The following is a 19,515-nucleotide window of genomic DNA, read 5'->3' on the forward strand; positions in this document are numbered from 1 at the left end:
TCAACGCATTGTTGCCCACGCCCCCTTGCCTCACCCTTGGCCTGCATAACAACGCCAATAAGGAGGTCAGCATGATTCGTGGTTCCACTGAACTGGTCGCCATCGTCGGTTCGCCCATTGCCCAGGTGAAGTCCCCCGAAAACTTCAACACCTGGTTCGCCAACAACAACTGCAACCTCGCCATGCTGCCCATCGACCTGCATGAGGCCGCGCTGGATACCTTCGCCGGCACCCTGCGCGGCTGGCAGAACCTGCGCGGTTGCGTGGTCACCGTGCCGTACAAGCAGGCTCTGGCCAGCCGCCTTGACGGCCTGAGCGAGCGCGCAGCCGCGCTGGGCTCGGTCAATGTAGTTCGCCGTGAGCAAGACGGTCGCCTGCTGGGCGACAACGTGGACGGCGCCGGCTTCCTCGGTGCTGCGCGCAAACATGGCTTCGAGCCGGCGGGCAAGCGTGCGTTGGTGATCGGTTGTGGCGGGGTCGGCAGTGCCATTGCCTATGCGCTGGGCGAGGCCGGCATCGCCAGCATCACCCTCAGCGACCCCAGCACCGCGCGCATGGTCGCTGTGTGCGAGCTGCTCGGCAATGCCTTCCCCGCGGTCGAACTCGCCACCCGGGTCGTCGGGTTGGAAGGCTTCGACCTGCTGGTCAACGCCTCCCCTGTCGGCATGGGCGGCAGCGCGGAACTGCCACTGCCTGCCGCCCTGCTCGCCACCTTGCAAGCCGAAACCCTGGTCGCCGACGTGGTCACCTCGCCCGAGATCACCCCGTTGCTGAACCGGGCACGCCAGGTTGGCTGCGCGGTCCAGACCGGCCCGGAAATGGCCTTCGCCCAACTCGGCCACCTGGGCGCCTTCATGGGCGTCACGCCGCTGGAGATCTGAAGCCATGCCGACGCATGAACATGCGCAACACAACTTTGACCTGGTCGTGCTGGGCAGCGGCGCCGGTGGCTTTACCGCTGCCGCCACGGCCGCGCGCCATGGGTTGAAAGTGCTGGTGGTGGAAAAGGCCGAACACTTTGGCGGCACCTCGGCGATTTCCGGCGGGGCGGTGTGGCTCTACGGTACCGATCAAGCCCGCGCCGCTGGTGCGGTGGACTCCCCCGAGGCCATTCGCACCTACCTCAGGCAGGTCATCGGCGACGGCTATGACCCCGCCCTGGTCGACGCCTTCATCGAGCATGGCCACCAGGCACTGCGCTGGCTGGAGCAGAACACCGAACTGCGCTACGCCCTGCGCCCGCACTCGCCGGACTACTACCCGGATGCCCCCGGTGCCACCCAGTTTGGCCGGGCGCTGGAGATGGTCGAGTACGATGGCAAGCAGCTCGGCCCGTACTTCAAGGACCTGCAGATGCCGCCGCCCGGCATGTTGCTGTTCGGCGGCATGATGGTCAACCGCGTGGATATCCAGCATTTCCTCAGTATCCGCCGCTCGCCCCGGTCGCTGTGGCATTGCCTCAAGCTGATGGCGCGTTATGCGCGGGACCGTCTGCATCACCCGCGCGGCACGCGGCTTACCACCGGCAACGCCTTGATCGCCCGCCTGGCCAGCAGCGCCTTCGCCCATGGCACGCAGCTGTGGTTACGCAGCGAAGCCCAGGAGCTGATCGTCGAACGCGGCGTGGTCACCGGCGTGGTGGTGCAACGCGAAGGGCGCCGTGAACGGGTGCTGGCCCGGGGCGGTGTGGTGTGCGCCATGGGCGGGTTCGCTGCAGGCGCGCTGGCCGACAGCTACCGGCCGGCCCGGCAAGCGCCGCACCTGACCATGTCACCGCCCAGCAATGACGGCGCTGCCCTGCGCCTTGGCCAAGCCGTGGCCGCAGCCCAGGGTGAGGGCCTGGTGGCCAACTTCTTCTGGGCACCGGTTTCCGAACTGCGCCATGCCAGTGGCGAGCATGAGCGCTTCCCGCACCTGGTCACCGACCGCGCCAAACCGGGTGTGATCGCGGTGGGCCCGGACGGGCGACGCTTCGTCAACGAGTCCGATTCCTACCACCACTTCGTGCAGACCATGTTCGCCAAAGGCATTGCCAGCTGCTGGCTGGTCTGCGATGCCGAGGCGATGAACCGCTACGGCCTGGGCCTGGCGCGGCCAAAGCCGGTGGACAACCAGGCATTGATCGATGCCGGCTACCTGCACCGCGCCGCAACAGCGCAGGCCCTGGCCGAGGCCATTGGCGTCGACCCACAGGTGTTCATGCAGACCCTGGAGCAGTTCAACGTCGACGCCCGCAACGGCATCGACCGTGCGTTCGGCAAAGGCGGCAACAGCTACAACCGCTACATGGGCGACCCGCAACACACGCCCAACCCATGCCTGGCGCCACTGACCAGCGGCCCGTTCTACGCCATCCGCATCCACACCGGCGACCTCGGCTCGGCCCGCGGCCTGGTGACCGACGCCCAGGCCAACGTGCTGAACCGCGATGGCCAGCCGATTGCCGGGCTGTATGCAGTCGGCAACGACATGAACTCGCTGATGAAAGGCACCTACCCCGGCCCCGGTATCACCCTGGGCCCTGCCCTCACCTTCGGCTGGCTCGCTGCCAACCACATCGCCGCGCGCCTGCAGGCGCCAACCACCCACATGGAGAATCCAGCATGTACTACGAACTGAGAACCTACACCCTCGACCCACTGAAAATGGCCGACTGGCTGAGCCTGTACCAAAGCCACGCGCTGGAGGTGCAAAGCGAGCATCTCGGTAACCTGGTCGGCTTTTTCACCAGCGAGTTCGGCGAGGTCAACCAGGTGGTGCATATCTGGGGCTATGCCAGCCTCGACGAGCGCATGGCGCGCCGCGCAGCCATGGCAGCGGACCCGCGTTGGGCCGAGTTCTCACGGCGCAACCGCGAGCTGGGCGCGGTACTGCACTTGCAGTCGCGAATGCTGCGGCCCACCGGTTTTTCGCCGCTGCAGTAAAACCTTCCTCCAACGCCTGAGCGGAACCCCACGATGCAACCCCTCGAATGTGACGTACTCGTCATCGGCTCCGGTGCCTCTGGCCTGGCTGCCGCCGTTACTGCCGCCCATCACGGCCTGCAGGTGATCGTCGCGGAAAAAGCCAGCCAACTGGGCGGCACCAGCGCCTGGTCGGGGGGCTGGCTGTGGATACCGCGCAACCCGCTGGCCATTGCCGAAGGCATCGTCGAAACCGACGATGCCCCGGAGCGCTACCTGCGCGGGCAAACCCATGTCAGCGAACTGGACCCGCGCCAGCGCGCCTTCCTGCACCATGGCCCGGAGATGGTGGCGTTCTTCCAGCAACACACTGCCGTACAGTTCCAGTGCGGCAGCCGCATGCCCGACATGCGCGAAGGCGACGGCAGCGCGCGCGGTGGCCGTTCGTTGTGCGCACTGCCATACGACGGGCGCCTGCTCGGGCCCTGGCTGCACAAGCTGCGCCCACCGCTGGACATCGTCAGCCTGGCCGGCATGGGCATTGCCGGCGGCGCCGACATGGCCGCCTTCTTCAACGCCACGCGCTCGCCCACGGCAGCGCTGCATGTGGGCAAACGCCTGCTGCGCCATGGCCGCGACCTGCTGCTGCACCGGCGCGGCCTGCACCTGGTCAATGGCAACGCCCTGGTGGCACGGCTGCTGCGCAGCGCCCTGAACCTTGGCGTGACGCTACTGACCGACAAGCCGGCCAGTCGCCTGCTGGGCGAAGGCCGGGTCAGCGGCGCACAGTTTGCCGACGGCCAGCTGATCCACGCGCGCCGCGGTGTGGTTTTGGCCTGCGGTGGCTTTGCGCATGATCGCCAGCGCATCGCGCAATTGATGCCGCATGCGCCGGACGGTGACCAGCACTACTCCGCCGCGCCATGGGAAAACAGCGGCGACGGCCTGCGCCTGGGCGAACAGGCCGGTGGCCTGGTCCAGGCGACTGCGACCCATGCGGGGGCCTGGGCACCCGTGTCGCGGGTGCCGCGCAGCGATGGCAGTTTCGGCCATTTCCCGCACTTGATCGATCGCGCCAAACCCGGTTTCCTCGCCGTGCGCCGCGATGGCCGGCGCTTCGTCAATGAGGCCGATTGCTACCACGACTTCATGAACGCGCTGTTCGCCGCCACGCCGCAGGGTGAAGCGCCGGAAGCCTGGCTGATCTGCGACCATGCTGCGCAACGGCGCTATGGCATCGGCTGGGCCAAGCCCTTCCCTTTCCCCACTCGCCACTATCAACGCTGCGGTTACCTGCACAGCGGTCGCACGCTGGCGCAACTGGCACTGCGCTGCGGAATCGACGCCGCGCAGTTGCAGCGCACGGTGCACGACTTCAACCGCCATGCAGCCCAGGGTGAAGATCCGCTTTTCCGGCGCGGTGTATCGGCCTACAACCGGGCGCAGGGCGAGCCGTTGCAAGCCCCCAATCCGTCGCTGCGGCCACTGCTGCACGGGCCGTTCCACGCTGTGAAACTGTTGCCGGGCAGCCTGGGTACCTTCGCCGGCCTGGGCACGGATGCCTCGGCCCGGGTGCTGGACCGAGAGGCGCGGCCGATCCCCGGGTTGTATGCGGTGGGCAACGATATGGACAGTGTGATGGGCGGGTATTACCCGAGTGGCGGTATTACCTTGGGGCCGGGAATGACCTTTGGTTATCTAGTTGGTAGGGTGTTGAGCAGCCTATCCGGAACACCACCAGCCTAAGCTCCCTCCAGCACCTCACCGGCCTGCGGTATCGAGCAACGAAGGGCCACGCCGTCTACCCTGAATATACGTTGCCCTTTGCCTCGCCCGCAGGCCCAACGCAACCGTTCGGTAACCGAACACTAGCCCTTCCCTTCAATTGACGCTGCCGCCTTCACTGCTCACCATGCACCGGCCTTGCGTGCCCCCCTGCCTGGGAACCGGTCACGTACTCGTAGCACCGCAGCTGAATACAATTTCAAGAATCGAGCAGTTTATGAACCACTCCAAGATCACCCCCGCCGCCCCCCGGATGCCCCAGGGTTCGATCGGCGACAAGCTTCGCGGCGCCTTCGGCGTCGGCAAGACCCGTTGGGGCATGCTCGCCCTGGTGTTCTTCGCCACCACCCTGAACTACATCGACCGTGCCGCGCTCGGCATCATGCAGCCCGTCCTGGCCAAGGAAATGAGCTGGACGGCCATGGACTACGCCAACATCAACTTCTGGTTCCAGGTCGGCTATGCGGTCGGCTTCCTGCTGCAGGGCCGGCTGATCGACAAGGTCGGGGTAAAACGCGCGTTCTTCTTCGCCGTGCTGCTGTGGAGCCTGGCCACCGGCGCTCACGGCCTGGCCACCTCGGCCGCTGGCTTCATGGTCTGCCGCTTCATCCTCGGCCTGACCGAGGCCGCCAACTACCCGGCCTGCGTGAAGACCGTGCGCCTGTGGTTCCCGGCTGGCGAACGGGCCATCGCCACCGGCCTGTTCAACGCCGGCACCAACGTCGGCGCCATGGTCACGCCGGCCCTGCTGCCGCTGATTCTGGCCGTGTGGGGCTGGCAGGCCGCGTTCATCGCCATGGGCAGCCTGGGCCTGGTGTGGGTGGTGCTGTGGGTGCTGAAGTACTACAACCCTGAAGATCACCCGCGCGTGCGCCAGAGCGAGGTGGAGTACATCCAGCAGGATGACGAGCCCGAGCCGACCCGCGTGCCGTTCAGCCGCATCCTGCGCCTGCGTGGCACCTGGGCCTTCGCGGTGGCCTACGCGATTACCGCACCGGTGTTCTGGTTCTATCTGTACTGGCTGCCACCGTTCCTCAACCAGCAATACAGCCTGGGCATCAACGTGACCCAGATGGGTATCCCGCTGATCATCATCTGGCTGACGGCAGACTTCGGCAGCATTGGCGGCGGCATCCTGTCTTCCTGGCTGATCGGCCGTGGCGTGCGCGCTACCACGGCGCGGCTGGTGTCGATGCTGATCTTCGCCTGCACCATGGTCAGCGTCACCTTTGCCGCCAACGCCAGTGGCCTGTGGGTCGCGGTGGCGGCCATCTCGCTGGCGGTGGGCGCACACCAGGCGTGGACAGCGAATATCTGGAGCCTGGTGATGGACTACACGCCCAAGCACCTGGTGAGCACGGTGTTCGGTTTCGGCAGCATGTGCGCTGCGATTGGTGGGATGTTCATGACGCAGATCGTCGGTAGCGTGCTGACCGCTACCAATAACAACTATGCCGTGTTGTTCACCATGATCCCGGCGATGTACTTCCTGGCGCTGGTGTGGATGTACTTCATGGCGCCCCGCAAGATCGAGAGCGCCTGAACGCGCTAGCCACTTACCTCTACGGGGCCCTTGCGGGCCCTTTTTTTGGCCAGTCAGCAATCAGTAATTCTTGCCTGCCCGGCCTCATCGCCGGCAAGCCAGCTCCCACAGGTACAGCGTTGCTCTCGAGTTTGTCGCTGTACCTGTGGGAGCGGGCGTGCCCGCGAACACGGGCGATAGCCCGTGCCATGCGCCGCGTTCTATCAATCAGACTCTGGCCAGTACTGCCATGGCCTTCTCCAGCGCCATGCGCGCACGCTGTTCGCCGCTTATGCCCTGTTCCAGCAACTGCCGCGTGGGGATCTCCAGGCTCAACGGCACACTTCTCTGCGGGGCCCTTGCGGGCCTTTCTTTGATCAATCTGATACACGCACTATATGGGGTCGCGCCTGAGTCAAGACATGCGCTGTACCTGTGGTAGCGGCTTCAGCCGTGAAGAATCCAACGCGGTGCCTGGCACCGGCTGCGCCGGTGTTCGCGGCTAAAGCCGCTCCCACAAGGGCTCCACGGGGCTCAAGCCACGCGCTGTACCTGTGGGAGCTGGCTTGCCGGCGATAGGGCCATCAGCCTCACCGCAAATCTGCAGCTCCCACAAGGCCCCTGCCAGGTCAGTGAATCATGTGCAGCTCTGTGGGAGCGGGCGTGCCCGCGAACACGGGCGATAGCCCGTGCCATGCGCCGCGTTCTATCAATCAGACTCTGGCCAGTACTGCCATGGCCTTCTCCAGCGCCATGCGCGCACGCTGTTCGCCGCTTATGCCCTGTTCCAGCAACTGCCGCGTGGGGATCTCCAGGCTCAACGGCACACTTCTCTGCGGGGCCCTTGCGGGCCTTTCTTTGATCAATCTGATACACGCACTATATGGGGTCGCGCCTGAGTCAAGACATGCGCTGTACCTGTGGGAGCGGCTTCAGCCGTGAAGAATCCAACGCGGTGCCTGGCACCGGCTGCGCCGGTGTTCGCGGCTAAAGCCGCTCCCACAAGGGCTCCACGGGGCTCAAGCCACGCGCTGTACCTGTGGGAGCTGGCTTGCCGGCGATAGGGCCATCAGCCTCACCGCAAATCTGCAGCTCCCACAAGGCCCCTGCCAGGTCAGTGAATCATGTGCAGCTCTGTGGGAGCGGGCGTGCCCGCGAACACGGGCGATAGCCCGTGCCATGCGCCGCGTTCTATCAATCAGACTCTGGCCAACACTGCCATGGCCTTCTCCAGCGCCATGCGCGCACGCTGTTCGCCGCTTATGCCCTGTTCCAGCAACTGCCGCGTGGGGATCTCCAGGCTCAACGGCACACTTGGCGGCAAACCGCGCAGCAGGCCGACCAGATCGGCATCGCCCTCGCCCGGGAAGCGCCGCTCGTTGCGTGCCTGGCGCAGGATCTCGTCCATGTCGGCCGGCACCGGGCCGGCAACGTCGCACAGCTGGGCATAACGCATGCGCTGCGGCGCCAGTTGTGCCAGATCGTCCAGCGAAGAGCCGGAGCGGTTGAAGTGGAAGGCATCCACCAGCACACAGCCATTGGCGCGGTCGGCGTTGGCCACCACCCGCATGGCCTGGCGCAGGTCACGCACATCAGTCCAAGGCATGAACTCCAGATGCGGATGAATGCCATACCCCGCCGCCAGGTCACACAACGCAGCAAAGCGCTCGGTCAGCCGCGCTTCATCCGGATCGTTGCCAGCCACCAGCAGCTCCGTGCCGCCCAGCTCGGCGCCCACCGCCAGGATCGGCTCGAAATCGGCTACACAGGTTTCCGGCTTCAGCCTCAGGATCTCGAGGTCGAGCACCTTGATGCCCGTGTCGCGCAGGCGCGCCTGGGTCTGCCGGCGCAGGCCGGCGTCGGCCACCAGCGGGAAGTGCTGTTCCTGCTCGGTGGCGGGCACCAGGCGCAGGCCAACGTGGCTGTAACCGGCGCGGGCTGCTGCCTCGACCATGTCCGGCGGGGACAGCTCGAGTACCGTCAGGGCCGCCAGGGAGAAAATTCGTTCAGTCATTATCGTCACCAGACAAGTCAAGCAATGTGCTCGGGCGCACAGGCCCGGCCAGTTTCCGCGGCCTGGCGGATCGCCTCGATCAGCGCCAGGGTACGGCCACCATCGGCGGCATTGATCAGCGGCGCCTGTTCACCCCGGGCAACCCGCACGAAGTGTTGCAGCTGCAAGGTCAATGCCTCGCCGGCGGGGATGTTTTCCACGCTCTGCAACAACGGCGTGTGCCAGCCCGACCCGACCTCGGCGTAGTGCCAGCGCTTGAGTTGCGGAATGCTCAGGGCCCCTTGGGTGCCGGCCAGCAAGTAGCAAGGCTGGCCATCCTGGCGCGGGTAGACCGGGCTTTCGCCGGAGTCAAGCTCCCAACTCCATGGCGCGGCCACCGCGTCGGAGCCAGTCAGGCTGCCCAATGCCCCATTGGCGAACTGCAGTAGCACCGCGGCGCTGTCTTCGTTGGCAAAACCGCGCACATCGTTGCGGGTGAATGCCTGCACCTGCACCACCTCGCCGCACAGGTGGCGCAGCAGGTCGAGGTCATGGATCAGGTTGGTCAGCAAGAAGCCAGCGCCCGGCTCGCGGCGCCAGGGGGTTTCGAAATAGCTGTCGGGCTTTTGCAATTGCCACAGTGCGGTGACGTTGATCAGCCGGCCCAGCTTGCCGTCGGCAATCACCTGGTGAGCCTTGGCGATCAGCGGGTTGTGCCGGCGGTGATGGCCGACCAGCACCGGCACATTGTGGCGGCGCGAGGCTTCCACCAGCGCGCGGACTTCATCCAGGTGCACGCCCACCGGTTTTTCGACCAGCACCGGTACACCGGCCTCGACGCAGTCCAGGGCCGTGGCGACATGCAGGTTGTTCGGGTTGGCGACGATCACTGCCTCGGGGCACGCGTGCTCCAGCATCTGGCGGTGGTCGGCAAAACAGGGCACGCCGCATTCGGCAGCAAAGGCCTCGGCCTGCGGGCCCGGGTCGGCCACAGCGCACAGCTGGGCCTGCGGCAAATTTAGCAAATGCTGGTAATGCTGGCGGCCCATGCTGCCGGCGCCGATCAAGGCAATACGAAGGGGTGCGTTCAACAGCCTGTCCTCTTGTCATTGTTGTGATGCAGATTCCGGAATCAGATTCCACAATCGACATTGAACAATCTAGAACCAGGTTCAGCTTTTCAGAAGCAGCCGCAGAACAGAGTGTGCGGTAATCGACCGGAAATGCACCTTCAGGCGAACAACTCACTGGCCCGGCTGGCCGCCGACAGCTCCTCCGCCGCCGCCAGCAACAGCGGCGCCAGTTCTGCCAGGCGGCTTTGCGCCAGGCGCGCACTGGGCCCGGCGATACTCAACACACCGATCACCTCGTCACTTTGCGGGCGGCGCACTACCGCAGCCAGGGCCGAGGTGCCAATGGCCGAGGTTTCCTCGACCCAGGCATAACCGCGCTCGCGGGCGCGGCGCAGGTAGGTGAGCAAATCGTCGGTGGAGCGCGGCGCATTCGGGCCGAACTGCGCCGGGTCGGCAATGCCCTGGCGCAATACCATCTGCAGCGCCTGCTCATCGTCCAGGCTGGCCAGCCAGGCATGCCCGGACGCGGTATAGAACAGCGGTGCGTCGCGGCCCATGTCCGGGTCGTAGCGCAGCCCGGAGCGGGCGCCCTGGGACTTGGCGATCCAGGTCTGGCGGGCACCGTCGATCACGCCAAGGCGCACCAGTTCGCCGCTGTCCTGGGCCAGGCGGTCAAGAATCGGCTGAATGATGTCGGCACCGCTGCTGGCCAGGTAACGGAAGCCCAGCGCCACCAGCTTGGCCGACAGCTGGTAGCGGCTGTTGTCCCGGTTCTGCCGCACATAGCCCAGCCGCACCAGCTCGGTGAGCATGCGATGGGTGGCGCTCTTGGGGATGTCCAGGCGCTCGGCCAGGGTTTGCAACGGAAGCCCCTGCGGTTCACCGGTAAGGCTTTCTACAAGACTGAAGGCGCGTTCGATCTGACTACCAGCCATGACACAGGTCCCTGAAATTTTTGCGAATTCTAGAAGATGATTCCATACCGCCGATAGCCGCTGCAGCCAGGGCGGCACGAACTGTCCGGTTATCGCCCATTACTTGCCCGACAGGGCCGCCACACCCTTGCGGGCCGGTTCGCTGCCAATAAGAATGTGGAACCTTGTTCCAATAACAATACAGGAATCCCGCAATGCCTTCCGCTCCCTACGAAACCGAATGCGATGTACTGGTCATAGGTTCTGGTGCCGCCGGGCTGGCTGCGGCCGTGACGGCTGCCTGGCACGGGCAGAAGGTGATCGTGGTGGAAAAGGAGCCAGTGTTCGGCGGCGCCACCGCCTGGTCCGGCGGCTGGGCCTGGGTGCCGCGCAACCCGCTGGCACGCCGGGCCGGTATCGAGGAAGACATCGAGCAGCCGCGTACCTACCTGCGCAATGAACTGGGGGCGTATTACAACGCCGAATGCGTCGACGCCTTCCTCGAAGCCTGCCCGCACATGGTGGCGTTTTTCGAAAAGCACACGGCGCTGCAGTTTGCCGACGGCAACGGCATCCCCGACATGCATGGCGACACACCGGGCGCGGCCCAGGGCGGGCACCAGGTGATTGCCGCGCCCTATGACGCCCGCGAGGTCGGTGCGCTGCTACCACGCCTGCGCAAGACCATGCGCGAAACCTCGTTCATGGGCATGCCGATAATGGCGGGTGCCGACCTTGCCGCGTTCCTCAACATGACCCGCTCGCCCAAGGCCTTGCTGCACGTGTGCAAACGCTTTGGCCGCCACCTTTACCACCTGGCCCGGTATGGCCGGGCGATGCACCTGGTCAACGGCGTGGCGCTGGTGGCCCGCCTGGCCAGGTCGGCGCAGGACCTGGGCGTGCGCCTGCAGGAGTCGGCACCGGCCAAACGCCTGCTGGTCGAGGATGGCCAGGTGCGGGGGGCGCTGGTGGCTACACCGCAGGGCGAGCAACTGATCCGTGCCAAGGCCGTGGTGCTCGCGGCGGGTGGATTCCCCAACGACAACGCCCGCCGCCGGCAACTGTTCCCGCGCGATGCCAGCGGCCACGACAACCTGGCCCTGCCCCCCAAGGGTTGTTCGGGCGACGGCCTGCGCCTGGGCGAATCGGCCGGCGGTGTGGTCGCCACCGACCTGAAGTCGCCGGTGGCCTGGGCGCCGGTTTCGCGAGTGCCGCACCGCGACGGCAGTGTCGGCCACTTCCCGCACATCATCGAACGCGGCAAACCGGGCATCATCGGCGTGCTGGCCGACGGCAAACGTTTCGTCAACGAAGCGCATGGCTATTACGACTATGTGTCAGCGATGATCGCGGCGGTGCCGCAGGGCGAAGAGGTGTGTTCGTGGCTGGTTTGCGACCACCGCTTCCTGCGCCGCTACGGCCTGGGCCATGCCCGCCCGGCGCCACTGCCGGTGTGGCCGCACGTGCGCAGCGGCTATCTCAAGCGGGGTGTCACCCTCGAGCAGCTGGCCGAGGCCTGCGGCATCGACCCGGTAGGGTTGCGCGCCACGGTCAGCGATTTCAACAACCATGCCCGCAACGGCCAGGACCCGGCGTTCGGTCGTGGCTCCACACCGTTCAACCGCAAACAGGGTGACCCGCAGCACAAGGGGCCAAACCCTTGCGTGGCGCCCATCGAGCAGGGGCCGTTCTATGCGGTGAAGGTGCAGCCCGGCTGCTTTGGCACCTTTGCCGGGCTGCGCACCGACGGCAATGCCCGGGTGCTGGATGAGGCTGGGCAGCCGATTGCTGGCCTGTATGCGGCGGGTACCGATATGGCCAGCGTGTTTGGCGGCTGGTATCCGTCGGGTGGCATCAACCTGGGCCCGGCGTTGACCTTTGGCTATGTGGCCGGGCGGCATATTGCCGGGGCGCAGGGGTATGAGTGAGGTGAGATCAGGCCGGCGGTTTTGCAGCGTCTGTGAGACCGGGCGGCGCTTAGCGGCAGGGAATGCCGGGCTCGATGCGGAACTTTACCCGCGAAGATGCCCACTCGATACCGTAGGTCAGAGCTGCACCAACCGCTCGCGCAGGAAGTTCACAAAACCCTGCACCGGCCGCGCCACCTGTCGGTGCTGCGGGTACACCGCCGACAGCTGCAGCGCCGGCGGCCGCCACTCATCCAGCACCGTCACCAGCCGCCCATCCGCCAGTGCCCGGCCCACGATGAAGGTTGGCAGATAAGTCACCCCCATCCCGGCAATCGCCGCATCCCTTAGCAGCTCGCCATTGTTCGCCCGCATCCGCCCGGCCACCTGGATCGCCTGTGCCTTGCCGCCCTGGCTGAACTGCCACTGCACCTGCCGCGAATGCCCATATGGCAGACAATCATGCCCAGCCAACTGCTCCGGTCTGGCCGGCACGCCCCGCGCTTCCAGATACGCCGGGCTCGCGCAATACACCCGCTCGACACTGGCAATGCGCCGCGCAATCAGGCTGGAGTCCTCCAGCGCACCAATCCGTAGCGCCAGGTCATAGCCCTCGCCGATCAGGTCAACGGCGCGGTCGCTCAAATCCACTTCCACATCCACCTGCGGGTGCAACTGCAGAAACTCGGTCAGCAGGCAGCCCAGGTGCGCCATGGCGAACGACAGCGGCGCACTCAGGCGCAAGGTGCCACGCAAGGCCTGGGCCTGGCCGCTGATGTCGTGCTCCACCTGCTGCACTTCGCCGAGCAGGCGCAGCGCCGACTGGTAGTAGTGCTGGCCCAGCGGCGTGGCGTCCAGGCGCCGGGTGGAGCGATTGAGCAGGCGCACGCCCAGGCGCTCCTCCAGCTGCATCAGGCGCCGGCTGACCGATTGCTTGGACATTCCCAGGCGGTCGGCCGCAGCGGTGAAACTGCCGGCCTCCATGACCTGGGCAAAGATGCGCATGTCTTCGTAAGGGTTCATTGTCTCGCTCTTGGTGACAGTCAAACGCTTTATAGCGGCTTTTTCCCATCAGCGCATCTCCCTAATCTACGCACAAGTCGCAGCGATGGCCCTGAAGGCCAGGCAAAACGCCCATTACCAACATTCAACAGAAATGGATTCGCTCATGAACATTGTCCACAAAACCCTTACCGCTTCCCTTCTGGCCCTGTCCGTTTCCAGCGCCTTCGCTGCTGGCAGCCCGGGTATCGAACAGCACACCCAGGCCTTCCTCGAAGCCCTGGAACAAGGCGGCGGCAAGCCACTGGAGCAGCTCAGCCCGAAAGACGCCCGCGCGGTGCTGACCGGTGCCCAGGCCTCGGTAAAGGTCGATCTCTCGGGTATCGAGGTGAAGGAACGCACCATCCAGGCCAACGGCGAGTCGATCAAACTGCAAGTGGTGCGCCCGGCCAACGTGAAGGGTGACCTGCCGGTGTTCATGTTCTTCCACGGTGGCGGCTGGGTGCTCGGCGATTTCCCGACCCACCAGCGGCTGATCCGCGACCTGGTGGTTGGCTCTGGCGCAGTGGCGGTCTACGTCGACTACACCCCATCGCCGGAAGCGCACTACCCGACGGCGATCAACCAGGCCTACGCCGCCACCCGCTGGGTGGCCGAGCATGGCAAGGAAATTGGCGTGGACGGCAAGCGCCTGGCCGTGGCCGGCAACAGCGTCGGCGGCAACATGGCGGCAGTAGTGGCCTTGAAAGCCAAAGAGGCCGGCACCCCGGCCCTGCGTTTCCAGTTGCTGCTGTGGCCGGTGACCGATGCCAGCTTCGAAACTGCGTCGTACAAGCAGTTTGCCGAGGGACACTTCCTCACCACCGGCATGATGAAATGGTTCTGGGACAACTACACCACCGATGCCAAGGCACGGGAACAGATTTACGCCTCGCCGCTGCGCGCCAGCAGTGAACAGTTGAAAGGCTTGCCGCCAGCGCTGGTGCAAACGGCAGAGTTCGACGTGCTGCGCGATGAAGGTGAGGCGTATGCCCGCAAGTTGAATGCGGCAGGTGTGACGGTGACCTCGGTGCGCTACAACGGAATGATTCATGACTATGGGCTGCTCAACCCGCTGAGCCAGGTGCCGGCTGTAAGGGCGGCAATGCGTCAGGCGGGCACCGAACTTAAAGTGCACCTGCAGTAATTCGATGACCAGAAGACCCGCCTAGGCGTAATACCAGTCAGTTAAGCAATTTGGGGCCGCGTTGCGGCCCATCGCCGGCAAGCCAGGCTCCCACAGATAAGACGCATGGCTTGAATTCGATGCGGTCTGGGTGGGAGCTGGCTTGCCGGCGATGGGCTGCGCAGCAGCCCCAGTAGCCTTAACTGACTGGCATTGCGTAGGCGTGCTTTTGCTTCTATTGCGGAAATGGCCCGCAGGCTTCAATGAATCTGCCATCGGTGCGGCTATCGATGGCACCGTCCGCCCCAATGTAGATATCGATCCTGGGCCACTTGGGTTTGGCCCGAATACAGTGCCACTTTCCACGGTTGCTCCAATCGAGTTGCATGAAAAATTGGTCGTTCGGGAAAATATGCCCGCCGCCGCCTGTGGTTTCGCCTGGGTAGATTTCACCTTTTGATATGTCGTGCTGAACATTCAAGATATAACCAAGACGCCCCTGCCCTTTGTCAGAAAAATGAAAACTTACCCGGGGTGTGGCAACATACCAAAAGATAATAGGCGCAAGCATTATCATCACTACCCAGCGCCAGATATGCCGATTCGGTTTATTTGCAGACGTGATCACGTTTGCTATCTCCCGGTTTGAACGTAGCATCGGTGAAGACAAAGCCTGCGTGAGCGGGCTTTGTCGTGTGGCCTTACAACTTGAAGCAGTTCATTACTTCAAATAAGAGGCCGACGGGTCTCTTTATGGCTATTATTTGCCGAGTTCAATGATGGTCCAGGCTGCAATTACCCATGTGCATGCAACAGCATTACACCAAAAGGAGATTTGCAAGCGACGCTTGAGAGGGATAGGACAGTTCCGACAGTCTTCAGCATTCAACAGCCCTCTGCGAACAACCAGCACAGGGAAAACTGCTCCCAGCATAACGCCTGAAACAATCATTGCCCTCGTTCGGATCGATATCGTGGTCCAATATTTCAGATCTTCTTTCAGGCCCGGGCTGTTCTGAAACGCCGAGCAAAGCTCCTCAAAGCGCCTCCCCATCGTTAAACGGTAGTGAACTCCAAGTCCGACAGCCCCGATGACAAAGGGCGCCAATAGAAATGCAAGCCGCAAGTTGATAGGCCACGCTGTGAACTCAGTCATAGAGTTTCTCGAACAGTAACTCACCTGTCGTCTCTCCAAGACCTTCGCCCATTTTGCTCAAAGCAAATGAAGCACTGCCAACCAACAAAACTCCGCAAGCCACTTTGCCATATATGCCAAATGCACAAACCAGTTGGGATGCATCAGCCGCCAGTTTTGCGCCTGCCATTCCCCCGGCTAACCCACCCGAGAAGCTCCCGGTCTCTGTGAATCGGATTTTCTTGCATTCTTCGGTCTCGCCTGCGCGGCAAGCTTCATGAACCTTCAGATAAGAGGAGCCACCGCCAAGCCCGATCCCGATCCAGCCGCCATACTTGAGATACTGTGAAGTCTTCGCCACTTCATCCAGATGTGTTGCATACCCGGGTATCTGCCCCGGCGCACCTGCCTTCTTCCAGTGATGTACAACGCTTTTCGTGGAGATGCCGAGATCTCGGCGCAAGGTGTCATGACTGCCCAGATTTAATGCCTTGTTCAAAAAACCCACCCGCAGTTGCGCCCCGAGTTGCTGATAAAGCTCCCTACGCGCAGCAAAGAAACTCGGACTGTTCAAATGGCCATATACCGCGAACTCTCGTTGATGCAGAGCCTCGATTCCCTTCAACGTATCCTTGACCTGCCCCAACCCTCGTTCGAGCATGTCCTTGCCCACGCCCATCGACTGGCTCGCCCCATTGAGCACTCCAGCAATCTCGCCGATGTGTTCCATCATGAAGTTGGCTTCTTCATGGGAGAGAATCGATAGCGACTCCCGCGCCCTCTCTGCCACCATGATCAGCTGGTTCTCCTCAAAGCTGCAGGCATAGCCACTACTCGGGCTGCCGAGGACAAAAATCTCGCCCGCCTTGAACCCTTCGGGAAAGGTCGGATTCAGGCGTTGCAGCAGCGAGACAGGCAGCAGGCTATTTGTTGCGCCCAGGCTTTGCAGCACCTGCTCGAATGACATGCTGCGCTGCACGATATGGAACCCCGGCTCCAATATTGCCATTGAGTCGCGTTCAAAAGCGCTGAAAGCCTGGGCTGGGGTCTGCTCCGGTGAGGAAGGCGAACTCCGGGTGGTAGGCGACGATGGCGCTGTCTGAGTTGCACGGCCACCCGCAGAGTGAACCGCAGACCTTGCAATGACCCGGTTATTGCCCTCTGGACAGCCACACTTGACCAGCGCCCCGTCTACCACAGCTGGTTTTCCTTCAATGTTGAAGAAAGGCAGTCCTTCAACGATTACACCGGGCTTCTTGCATTCCGGGCACTCTGTCGTGGTGTCCCCCAGGCGCAGAGCACGCTGGTCGTTCCCCCGATAGTTGGTACTGCTGGCTATGCAGACCGCCCCGGTGGTGGTGAGGTCTCCATCGAGTGCCTGTCCTTTGCCATGTATCGATATGCGTGTCATGAGCAACTCCCTGTATGGAAATCCCGACGCTATCACCGGCAAAACAGAAAGAGACCGAGCGGCGTAAAACTCAGAATTGCCCTACAAAAACCTGGGGCAACTGTCACGCATCACAAGACAGTAATTCCTTCCAGACACTATTTTTTAAAGAAAAAGGTGACAGTAAAGTTATCTCCATAGACAGCACGGCAGCCCTTCCGGCCCCGGCATTCAAGGAGAATCACCATGCTCACCGTCCGTAACGCCAAAGACCGCGGCCTGGCCTTTCATGGCTGGCTGAAATCGTTCCACACCTTCTCCTTCGGCCACTACCGCAACCCGGACGAGCAAGGGTTCTCGGACCTGCTGGTGATCAACGACGACCGCGTCATCCCCGGCAAGGGCTTTGGCCAGCACCCGCACCGCGACATGGAGATTTTCTCCTACGTGCTGGAAGGCGCGCTGGAGCACAAGGACACGCTGGGCACCGGTTCGGTGATCCGCCCGGGCGATGTGCAACTGATGAGCGCTGGCCACGGCGTGGCCCACAGCGAGTTCAACCACAGCCAGGTGCAGCCGGTGCACTTCCTGCAGATCTGGATCGTACCGAACGTGCAAGGCGCAACGCCGCGTTACCAGCAACAGCATTTCAGTGCCGAGGAAAAGCGCGGCAAGCTGCGCCTGATCATCTCGCCGGATGGCGCCGAGGGGTCATTGCAGGTACGGCAGAATACGCGGGTGTATGCCGGCCTGTTCGACGGTGACGAGCGTGCCACCCTGACCTTGCCGGAAAACCGCCATGCCTATGTGCATGTGGCCCGGGGCAGCATCGAGCTCAATGGGCAAGTGCTGGATGAAGGGGATGGGGTGCGGGTGAGGCAGGAACAGGTGCTGGAGCTGGGCAATGGGGTGGATGCCGAGGTGCTGGTGTTCGACCTGCGGCCGCATGAATTGCCTGGCATGCCTTGAGTTTCTGCTTCGACAGTAATGGCCCTATCGCCGGCAAGCCAGCTCCCACCTCGACCACATCGACCGAAGCCATGCGCAGTCCCTGTAGGAGCCTGGCTTGCCAGCGAAGAGGTACTGACAGACAACACAAGACAGTTGCTCCCACAGGTACTGCACAGTATTTGAAACCTGTGCAGTACCTGTGGGAGCTGGCTTGCCGGCGATAGGACCATCAGCCATCACTCAGGGCTCGAACCCTTCGACGATGATCACCTCAGCCTTCGCCACCCCCTGGCGATGGCTGCAAGCCTCCTGGTACAGCTCGGACCGGTAACACGCCAGCGCCTGCTCGTACGAATCGAACTCGATCACCACGCTACGCTGAGGGGTAGGCCGCCCTTCCATTGCCTCGCTACGCCCGCCACGGGCCAGGAAACGGCCGCCGAATGCCTTGAAGGCAGCCGGGGCGCGCTGGGTGTACTGCTGGTATTGCTCGGGGTCGGTCACGTCCACATGGGCAATCCAATAGGCCTTCATGCGTTGCTCTCCTGTTACGGCGATATTTGTGTATGATGGTATACCATAATAATCACCCCACCACAGTGAGCGTGCAACATGGCTTTCAACACCATCGAAGAACTTCTCGAGGACTACCGGCAAGGCAAGATGGTCCTGCTGGTGGATGACGAGGACCGGGAAAACGAAGGCGACCTGCTGATCGCCGCCGAGCGTTGCGACGCCCAGGCCATCAACTTCATGGCCCGTGAAGCGCGCGGGCTGATCTGCCTGACCCTGACCGACGATCACTGCCAACGCCTGGGCCTGGAGCAGATGGTGCCGGCCAACGGCAGCGTGTTCAGCACCGCCTTCACCGTGTCGATCGAGGCGGCCACGGGCGTTACCACCGGTATTTCCGCTGCCGACCGGGCGCGTACCGTGGCGGCGGCCATGGCCCCCAACGCCCGCCCCGAAGACCTGGTGCAACCCGGCCACATCTTCCCCTTGCGCGCCCGCGAAGGCGGGGTGCTGACCCGCGCCGGCCACACCGAAGCCGGCTGCGACCTCGCGCGCCTGGCCGGATTCACCCCGGCGTCGGTGATCGTCGAAGTGCTCAACGACGACGGCACCATGGCCCGTCGCCCGGACCTGGAGGTGTTCGCTACCCGGCATGGCATCAAGATCGGCACCATCGCCGACCTCATCCACTACCGCCTGAGCACCGAGCAGACCATCAAGCGCATCGGCGAACGCGAACTGCCGACCGTGCACGGCACCTTCCGCCTGGTCACCTACGAAGACCGCATCGAAGGTGGCGTACACATGGCCATGGTCATGGGCGATATCCGCCGCGAGCAGCCGACCCTGGTGCGGGTGCACGTGATCGACCCGCTGCGCGACCTGGTCGGCGCCGAATACGCCGGCCCTGCCAACTGGACGCTGTGGGCGGCGCTGCAGAAAGTGGCCGAGGAAGGCGCTGGCGTGGTGGTGATCCTGGCCAACCATGAGTCCTCGCAGGCGCTGCTGGAGCGCGTGCCGCAGCTGACCCAGCCGGTGCGGCCTTACCAGCGTGGGCAATCGAAGGTGTATTCGGAGGTGGGTACAGGCGCGCAGATCCTGCAGGACCTGGGCGTGGGCAAGCTGCGCCACCTGGGCCCGCCGCTGAAATACGCGGGGCTGGCGGGGTATGAGCTGGAGGTGGTGCAGAGCATCCCCTTCGAGCCCGGACTGGTGAGCTGATACAGGCCCCTGTAGGAGCGGCCTTGTGTCGCGAAAGGGCC

At 63.8% G+C, this 19,515-nt stretch carries 16 protein-coding genes and 2 pseudogenes; 9 read left to right on the plus strand and 9 right to left on the minus strand.

Features of this window, described 5'->3' with window-relative positions; translation table 11 throughout:
• The first annotated feature begins 71 nt into the window (after positions 1-71).
• From C163_RS15590 to C163_RS15610, 5 genes are all read left to right on the plus strand, one after another.
• The gene (locus tag C163_RS15590) at positions 72-881 is read left to right on the plus strand and encodes a shikimate dehydrogenase (RefSeq protein WP_025339627.1); all 810 of its coding nucleotides are present in this window, start codon (positions 72-74) and stop codon (positions 879-881) included.
• Positions 882-885: 4 nt separating this feature from the next.
• The gene (locus C163_RS15595; protein WP_025339628.1) at positions 886-2,619 is read left to right on the plus strand and encodes an FAD-dependent oxidoreductase; all 1,734 of its coding nucleotides are present in this window, start codon (positions 886-888) and stop codon (positions 2,617-2,619) included.
• Positions 2,604-2,924: an NIPSNAP family protein gene (locus C163_RS15600; RefSeq protein ID WP_025339629.1), complete on the plus strand. Its 321-nt coding sequence runs from the start codon at positions 2,604-2,606 to the stop codon at positions 2,922-2,924. The genes C163_RS15595 and C163_RS15600 overlap by 16 nt, the downstream gene beginning before the upstream one ends.
• A gap of 33 nt (positions 2,925-2,957) precedes the next feature.
• Positions 2,958-4,649: an FAD-dependent oxidoreductase gene (locus C163_RS15605; RefSeq protein ID WP_025339630.1), complete on the plus strand. Its 1,692-nt coding sequence runs from the start codon at positions 2,958-2,960 to the stop codon at positions 4,647-4,649.
• Between the two features lie 256 nt (positions 4,650-4,905).
• Positions 4,906-6,231 (plus strand): MFS transporter, encoded by a 1,326-nt coding sequence (locus C163_RS15610; RefSeq protein ID WP_025339631.1) that lies wholly within the window; start codon positions 4,906-4,908, stop codon positions 6,229-6,231.
• Between the two features lie 207 nt (positions 6,232-6,438).
• Here the strand turns inward: C163_RS15610 and C163_RS27170 are convergent.
• The 5 genes and pseudogenes from C163_RS27170 to C163_RS15625 all read right to left on the minus strand — a co-directional run.
• A pseudogene (locus C163_RS27170) lies at positions 6,439-6,570 on the minus strand (sugar phosphate isomerase/epimerase); the annotation flags it as partial.
• Between the two features lie 353 nt (positions 6,571-6,923).
• Positions 6,924-7,055 (minus strand): annotated as a pseudogene (locus tag C163_RS27175) (sugar phosphate isomerase/epimerase); the annotation flags it as partial.
• 353 nt (positions 7,056-7,408) lie between these two features.
• Positions 7,409-8,224, minus strand: a complete 816-nt coding sequence (locus C163_RS15615) for a sugar phosphate isomerase/epimerase (protein ID WP_025339632.1) — start codon at positions 8,222-8,224, stop codon at positions 7,409-7,411.
• A gap of 17 nt (positions 8,225-8,241) precedes the next feature.
• Positions 8,242-9,294: a Gfo/Idh/MocA family protein gene (locus tag C163_RS15620; RefSeq protein WP_025339633.1), complete on the minus strand. Its 1,053-nt coding sequence runs from the start codon at positions 9,292-9,294 to the stop codon at positions 8,242-8,244.
• A gap of 140 nt (positions 9,295-9,434) precedes the next feature.
• Entirely contained in the window at positions 9,435-10,211 is a 777-nt protein-coding gene (locus C163_RS15625; RefSeq protein WP_025339634.1) for an IclR family transcriptional regulator, read from the minus strand.
• Positions 10,212-10,405: 194 nt separating this feature from the next.
• Between C163_RS15625 and C163_RS15630 the strand changes: the two genes are divergently transcribed.
• Positions 10,406-12,118 (plus strand): FAD-dependent oxidoreductase, encoded by a 1,713-nt coding sequence (locus tag C163_RS15630; protein ID WP_025339635.1) that lies wholly within the window; start codon positions 10,406-10,408, stop codon positions 12,116-12,118.
• Between the two features lie 117 nt (positions 12,119-12,235).
• Here the strand turns inward: C163_RS15630 and C163_RS15635 are convergent, their stop codons facing one another.
• Positions 12,236-13,120 carry a LysR family transcriptional regulator gene (locus C163_RS15635; RefSeq protein ID WP_025339636.1) on the minus strand — a complete coding sequence of 295 codons (885 nt, stop codon included), beginning with the start codon at positions 13,118-13,120 and terminating at the stop codon, positions 12,236-12,238.
• 145 nt (positions 13,121-13,265) lie between these two features.
• On the opposite strand from C163_RS15635, the gene C163_RS15640 reads away from it, so the two are divergent.
• Entirely contained in the window at positions 13,266-14,285 is a 1,020-nt protein-coding gene (locus C163_RS15640) for an alpha/beta hydrolase (protein ID WP_025339637.1), read from the plus strand.
• A 214-nt stretch (positions 14,286-14,499) separates the two neighbouring features.
• Here the strand turns inward: C163_RS15640 and C163_RS15645 are convergent, their stop codons facing one another.
• Both C163_RS15645 and C163_RS15650 read right to left on the minus strand, forming a co-directional pair.
• Complete coding sequence (locus tag C163_RS15645) at positions 14,500-14,892, minus strand: hypothetical protein (RefSeq protein ID WP_256220363.1); 393 nt, start codon at positions 14,890-14,892, stop codon at positions 14,500-14,502.
• A gap of 520 nt (positions 14,893-15,412) precedes the next feature.
• Complete coding sequence (locus tag C163_RS15650) at positions 15,413-16,810, minus strand: PAAR domain-containing protein (protein WP_038408194.1); 1,398 nt, start codon at positions 16,808-16,810, stop codon at positions 15,413-15,415.
• A 225-nt stretch (positions 16,811-17,035) separates the two neighbouring features.
• Here C163_RS15650 and C163_RS15655 point away from each other — a divergent pair, with 225 nt between their 5' ends.
• Positions 17,036-17,758, plus strand: coding sequence for a pirin family protein (locus C163_RS15655; protein ID WP_025339640.1), 723 nt, complete (start codon positions 17,036-17,038; stop codon positions 17,756-17,758).
• Between the two features lie 222 nt (positions 17,759-17,980).
• Here C163_RS15655 and C163_RS15660 read toward each other — a convergent pair whose 3' ends face one another.
• Complete coding sequence (locus C163_RS15660) at positions 17,981-18,274, minus strand: DUF1330 domain-containing protein (RefSeq protein WP_025339641.1); 294 nt, start codon at positions 18,272-18,274, stop codon at positions 17,981-17,983.
• 78 nt (positions 18,275-18,352) lie between these two features.
• On the opposite strand from C163_RS15660, the gene ribBA reads away from it, so the two are divergent.
• Complete coding sequence (gene ribBA, locus C163_RS15665) at positions 18,353-19,474, plus strand: bifunctional 3,4-dihydroxy-2-butanone-4-phosphate synthase/GTP cyclohydrolase II (protein WP_025339642.1); 1,122 nt, start codon at positions 18,353-18,355, stop codon at positions 19,472-19,474.
• The last annotated feature ends 41 nt before the right edge of the window (positions 19,475-19,515 follow it).

The sequence above is a fragment of the Pseudomonas sp. FGI182 genome (assembly GCF_000511325.1).
GTDB classification, from domain to species: domain Bacteria; phylum Pseudomonadota; class Gammaproteobacteria; order Pseudomonadales; family Pseudomonadaceae; genus Aquipseudomonas; species Aquipseudomonas putida_Z.

Excerpts from the sequence above, each read along its gene's own strand:
- C163_RS15590 (WP_025339627.1), top strand. The coding sequence starts at position 72 with ATGATTCGTGGTTCCACTGAACTGGTCGCCATCGTCGGTTCGCCCATT.
- C163_RS15600 (WP_025339629.1), top strand. The coding sequence starts at position 2,604 with ATGTACTACGAACTGAGAACCTACACCCTCGACCCACTGAAAATGGCC.
- C163_RS15630 (WP_025339635.1), top strand. The coding sequence starts at position 10,406 with ATGCCTTCCGCTCCCTACGAAACCGAATGCGATGTACTGGTCATAGGT.
- C163_RS15595 (WP_025339628.1), top strand. The coding sequence starts at position 886 with ATGCCGACGCATGAACATGCGCAACACAACTTTGACCTGGTCGTGCTG.
- C163_RS15660 (WP_025339641.1), bottom strand. The coding sequence starts at position 18,274 with ATGAAGGCCTATTGGATTGCCCATGTGGACGTGACCGACCCCGAGCAA.
- C163_RS15610 (WP_025339631.1), top strand. The coding sequence starts at position 4,906 with ATGAACCACTCCAAGATCACCCCCGCCGCCCCCCGGATGCCCCAGGGT.
- C163_RS15650 (WP_038408194.1), bottom strand. The coding sequence starts at position 16,810 with ATGACACGCATATCGATACATGGCAAAGGACAGGCACTCGATGGAGAC.
- ribBA (WP_025339642.1), top strand. The coding sequence starts at position 18,353 with ATGGCTTTCAACACCATCGAAGAACTTCTCGAGGACTACCGGCAAGGC.
- C163_RS15635 (WP_025339636.1), bottom strand. The coding sequence starts at position 13,120 with ATGAACCCTTACGAAGACATGCGCATCTTTGCCCAGGTCATGGAGGCC.
- C163_RS15625 (WP_025339634.1), bottom strand. The coding sequence starts at position 10,211 with ATGGCTGGTAGTCAGATCGAACGCGCCTTCAGTCTTGTAGAAAGCCTT.
- C163_RS15640 (WP_025339637.1), top strand. The coding sequence starts at position 13,266 with ATGAACATTGTCCACAAAACCCTTACCGCTTCCCTTCTGGCCCTGTCC.
- C163_RS15615 (WP_025339632.1), bottom strand. The coding sequence starts at position 8,224 with ATGACTGAACGAATTTTCTCCCTGGCGGCCCTGACGGTACTCGAGCTG.
- C163_RS15655 (WP_025339640.1), top strand. The coding sequence starts at position 17,036 with ATGCTCACCGTCCGTAACGCCAAAGACCGCGGCCTGGCCTTTCATGGC.
- C163_RS15605 (WP_025339630.1), top strand. The coding sequence starts at position 2,958 with ATGCAACCCCTCGAATGTGACGTACTCGTCATCGGCTCCGGTGCCTCT.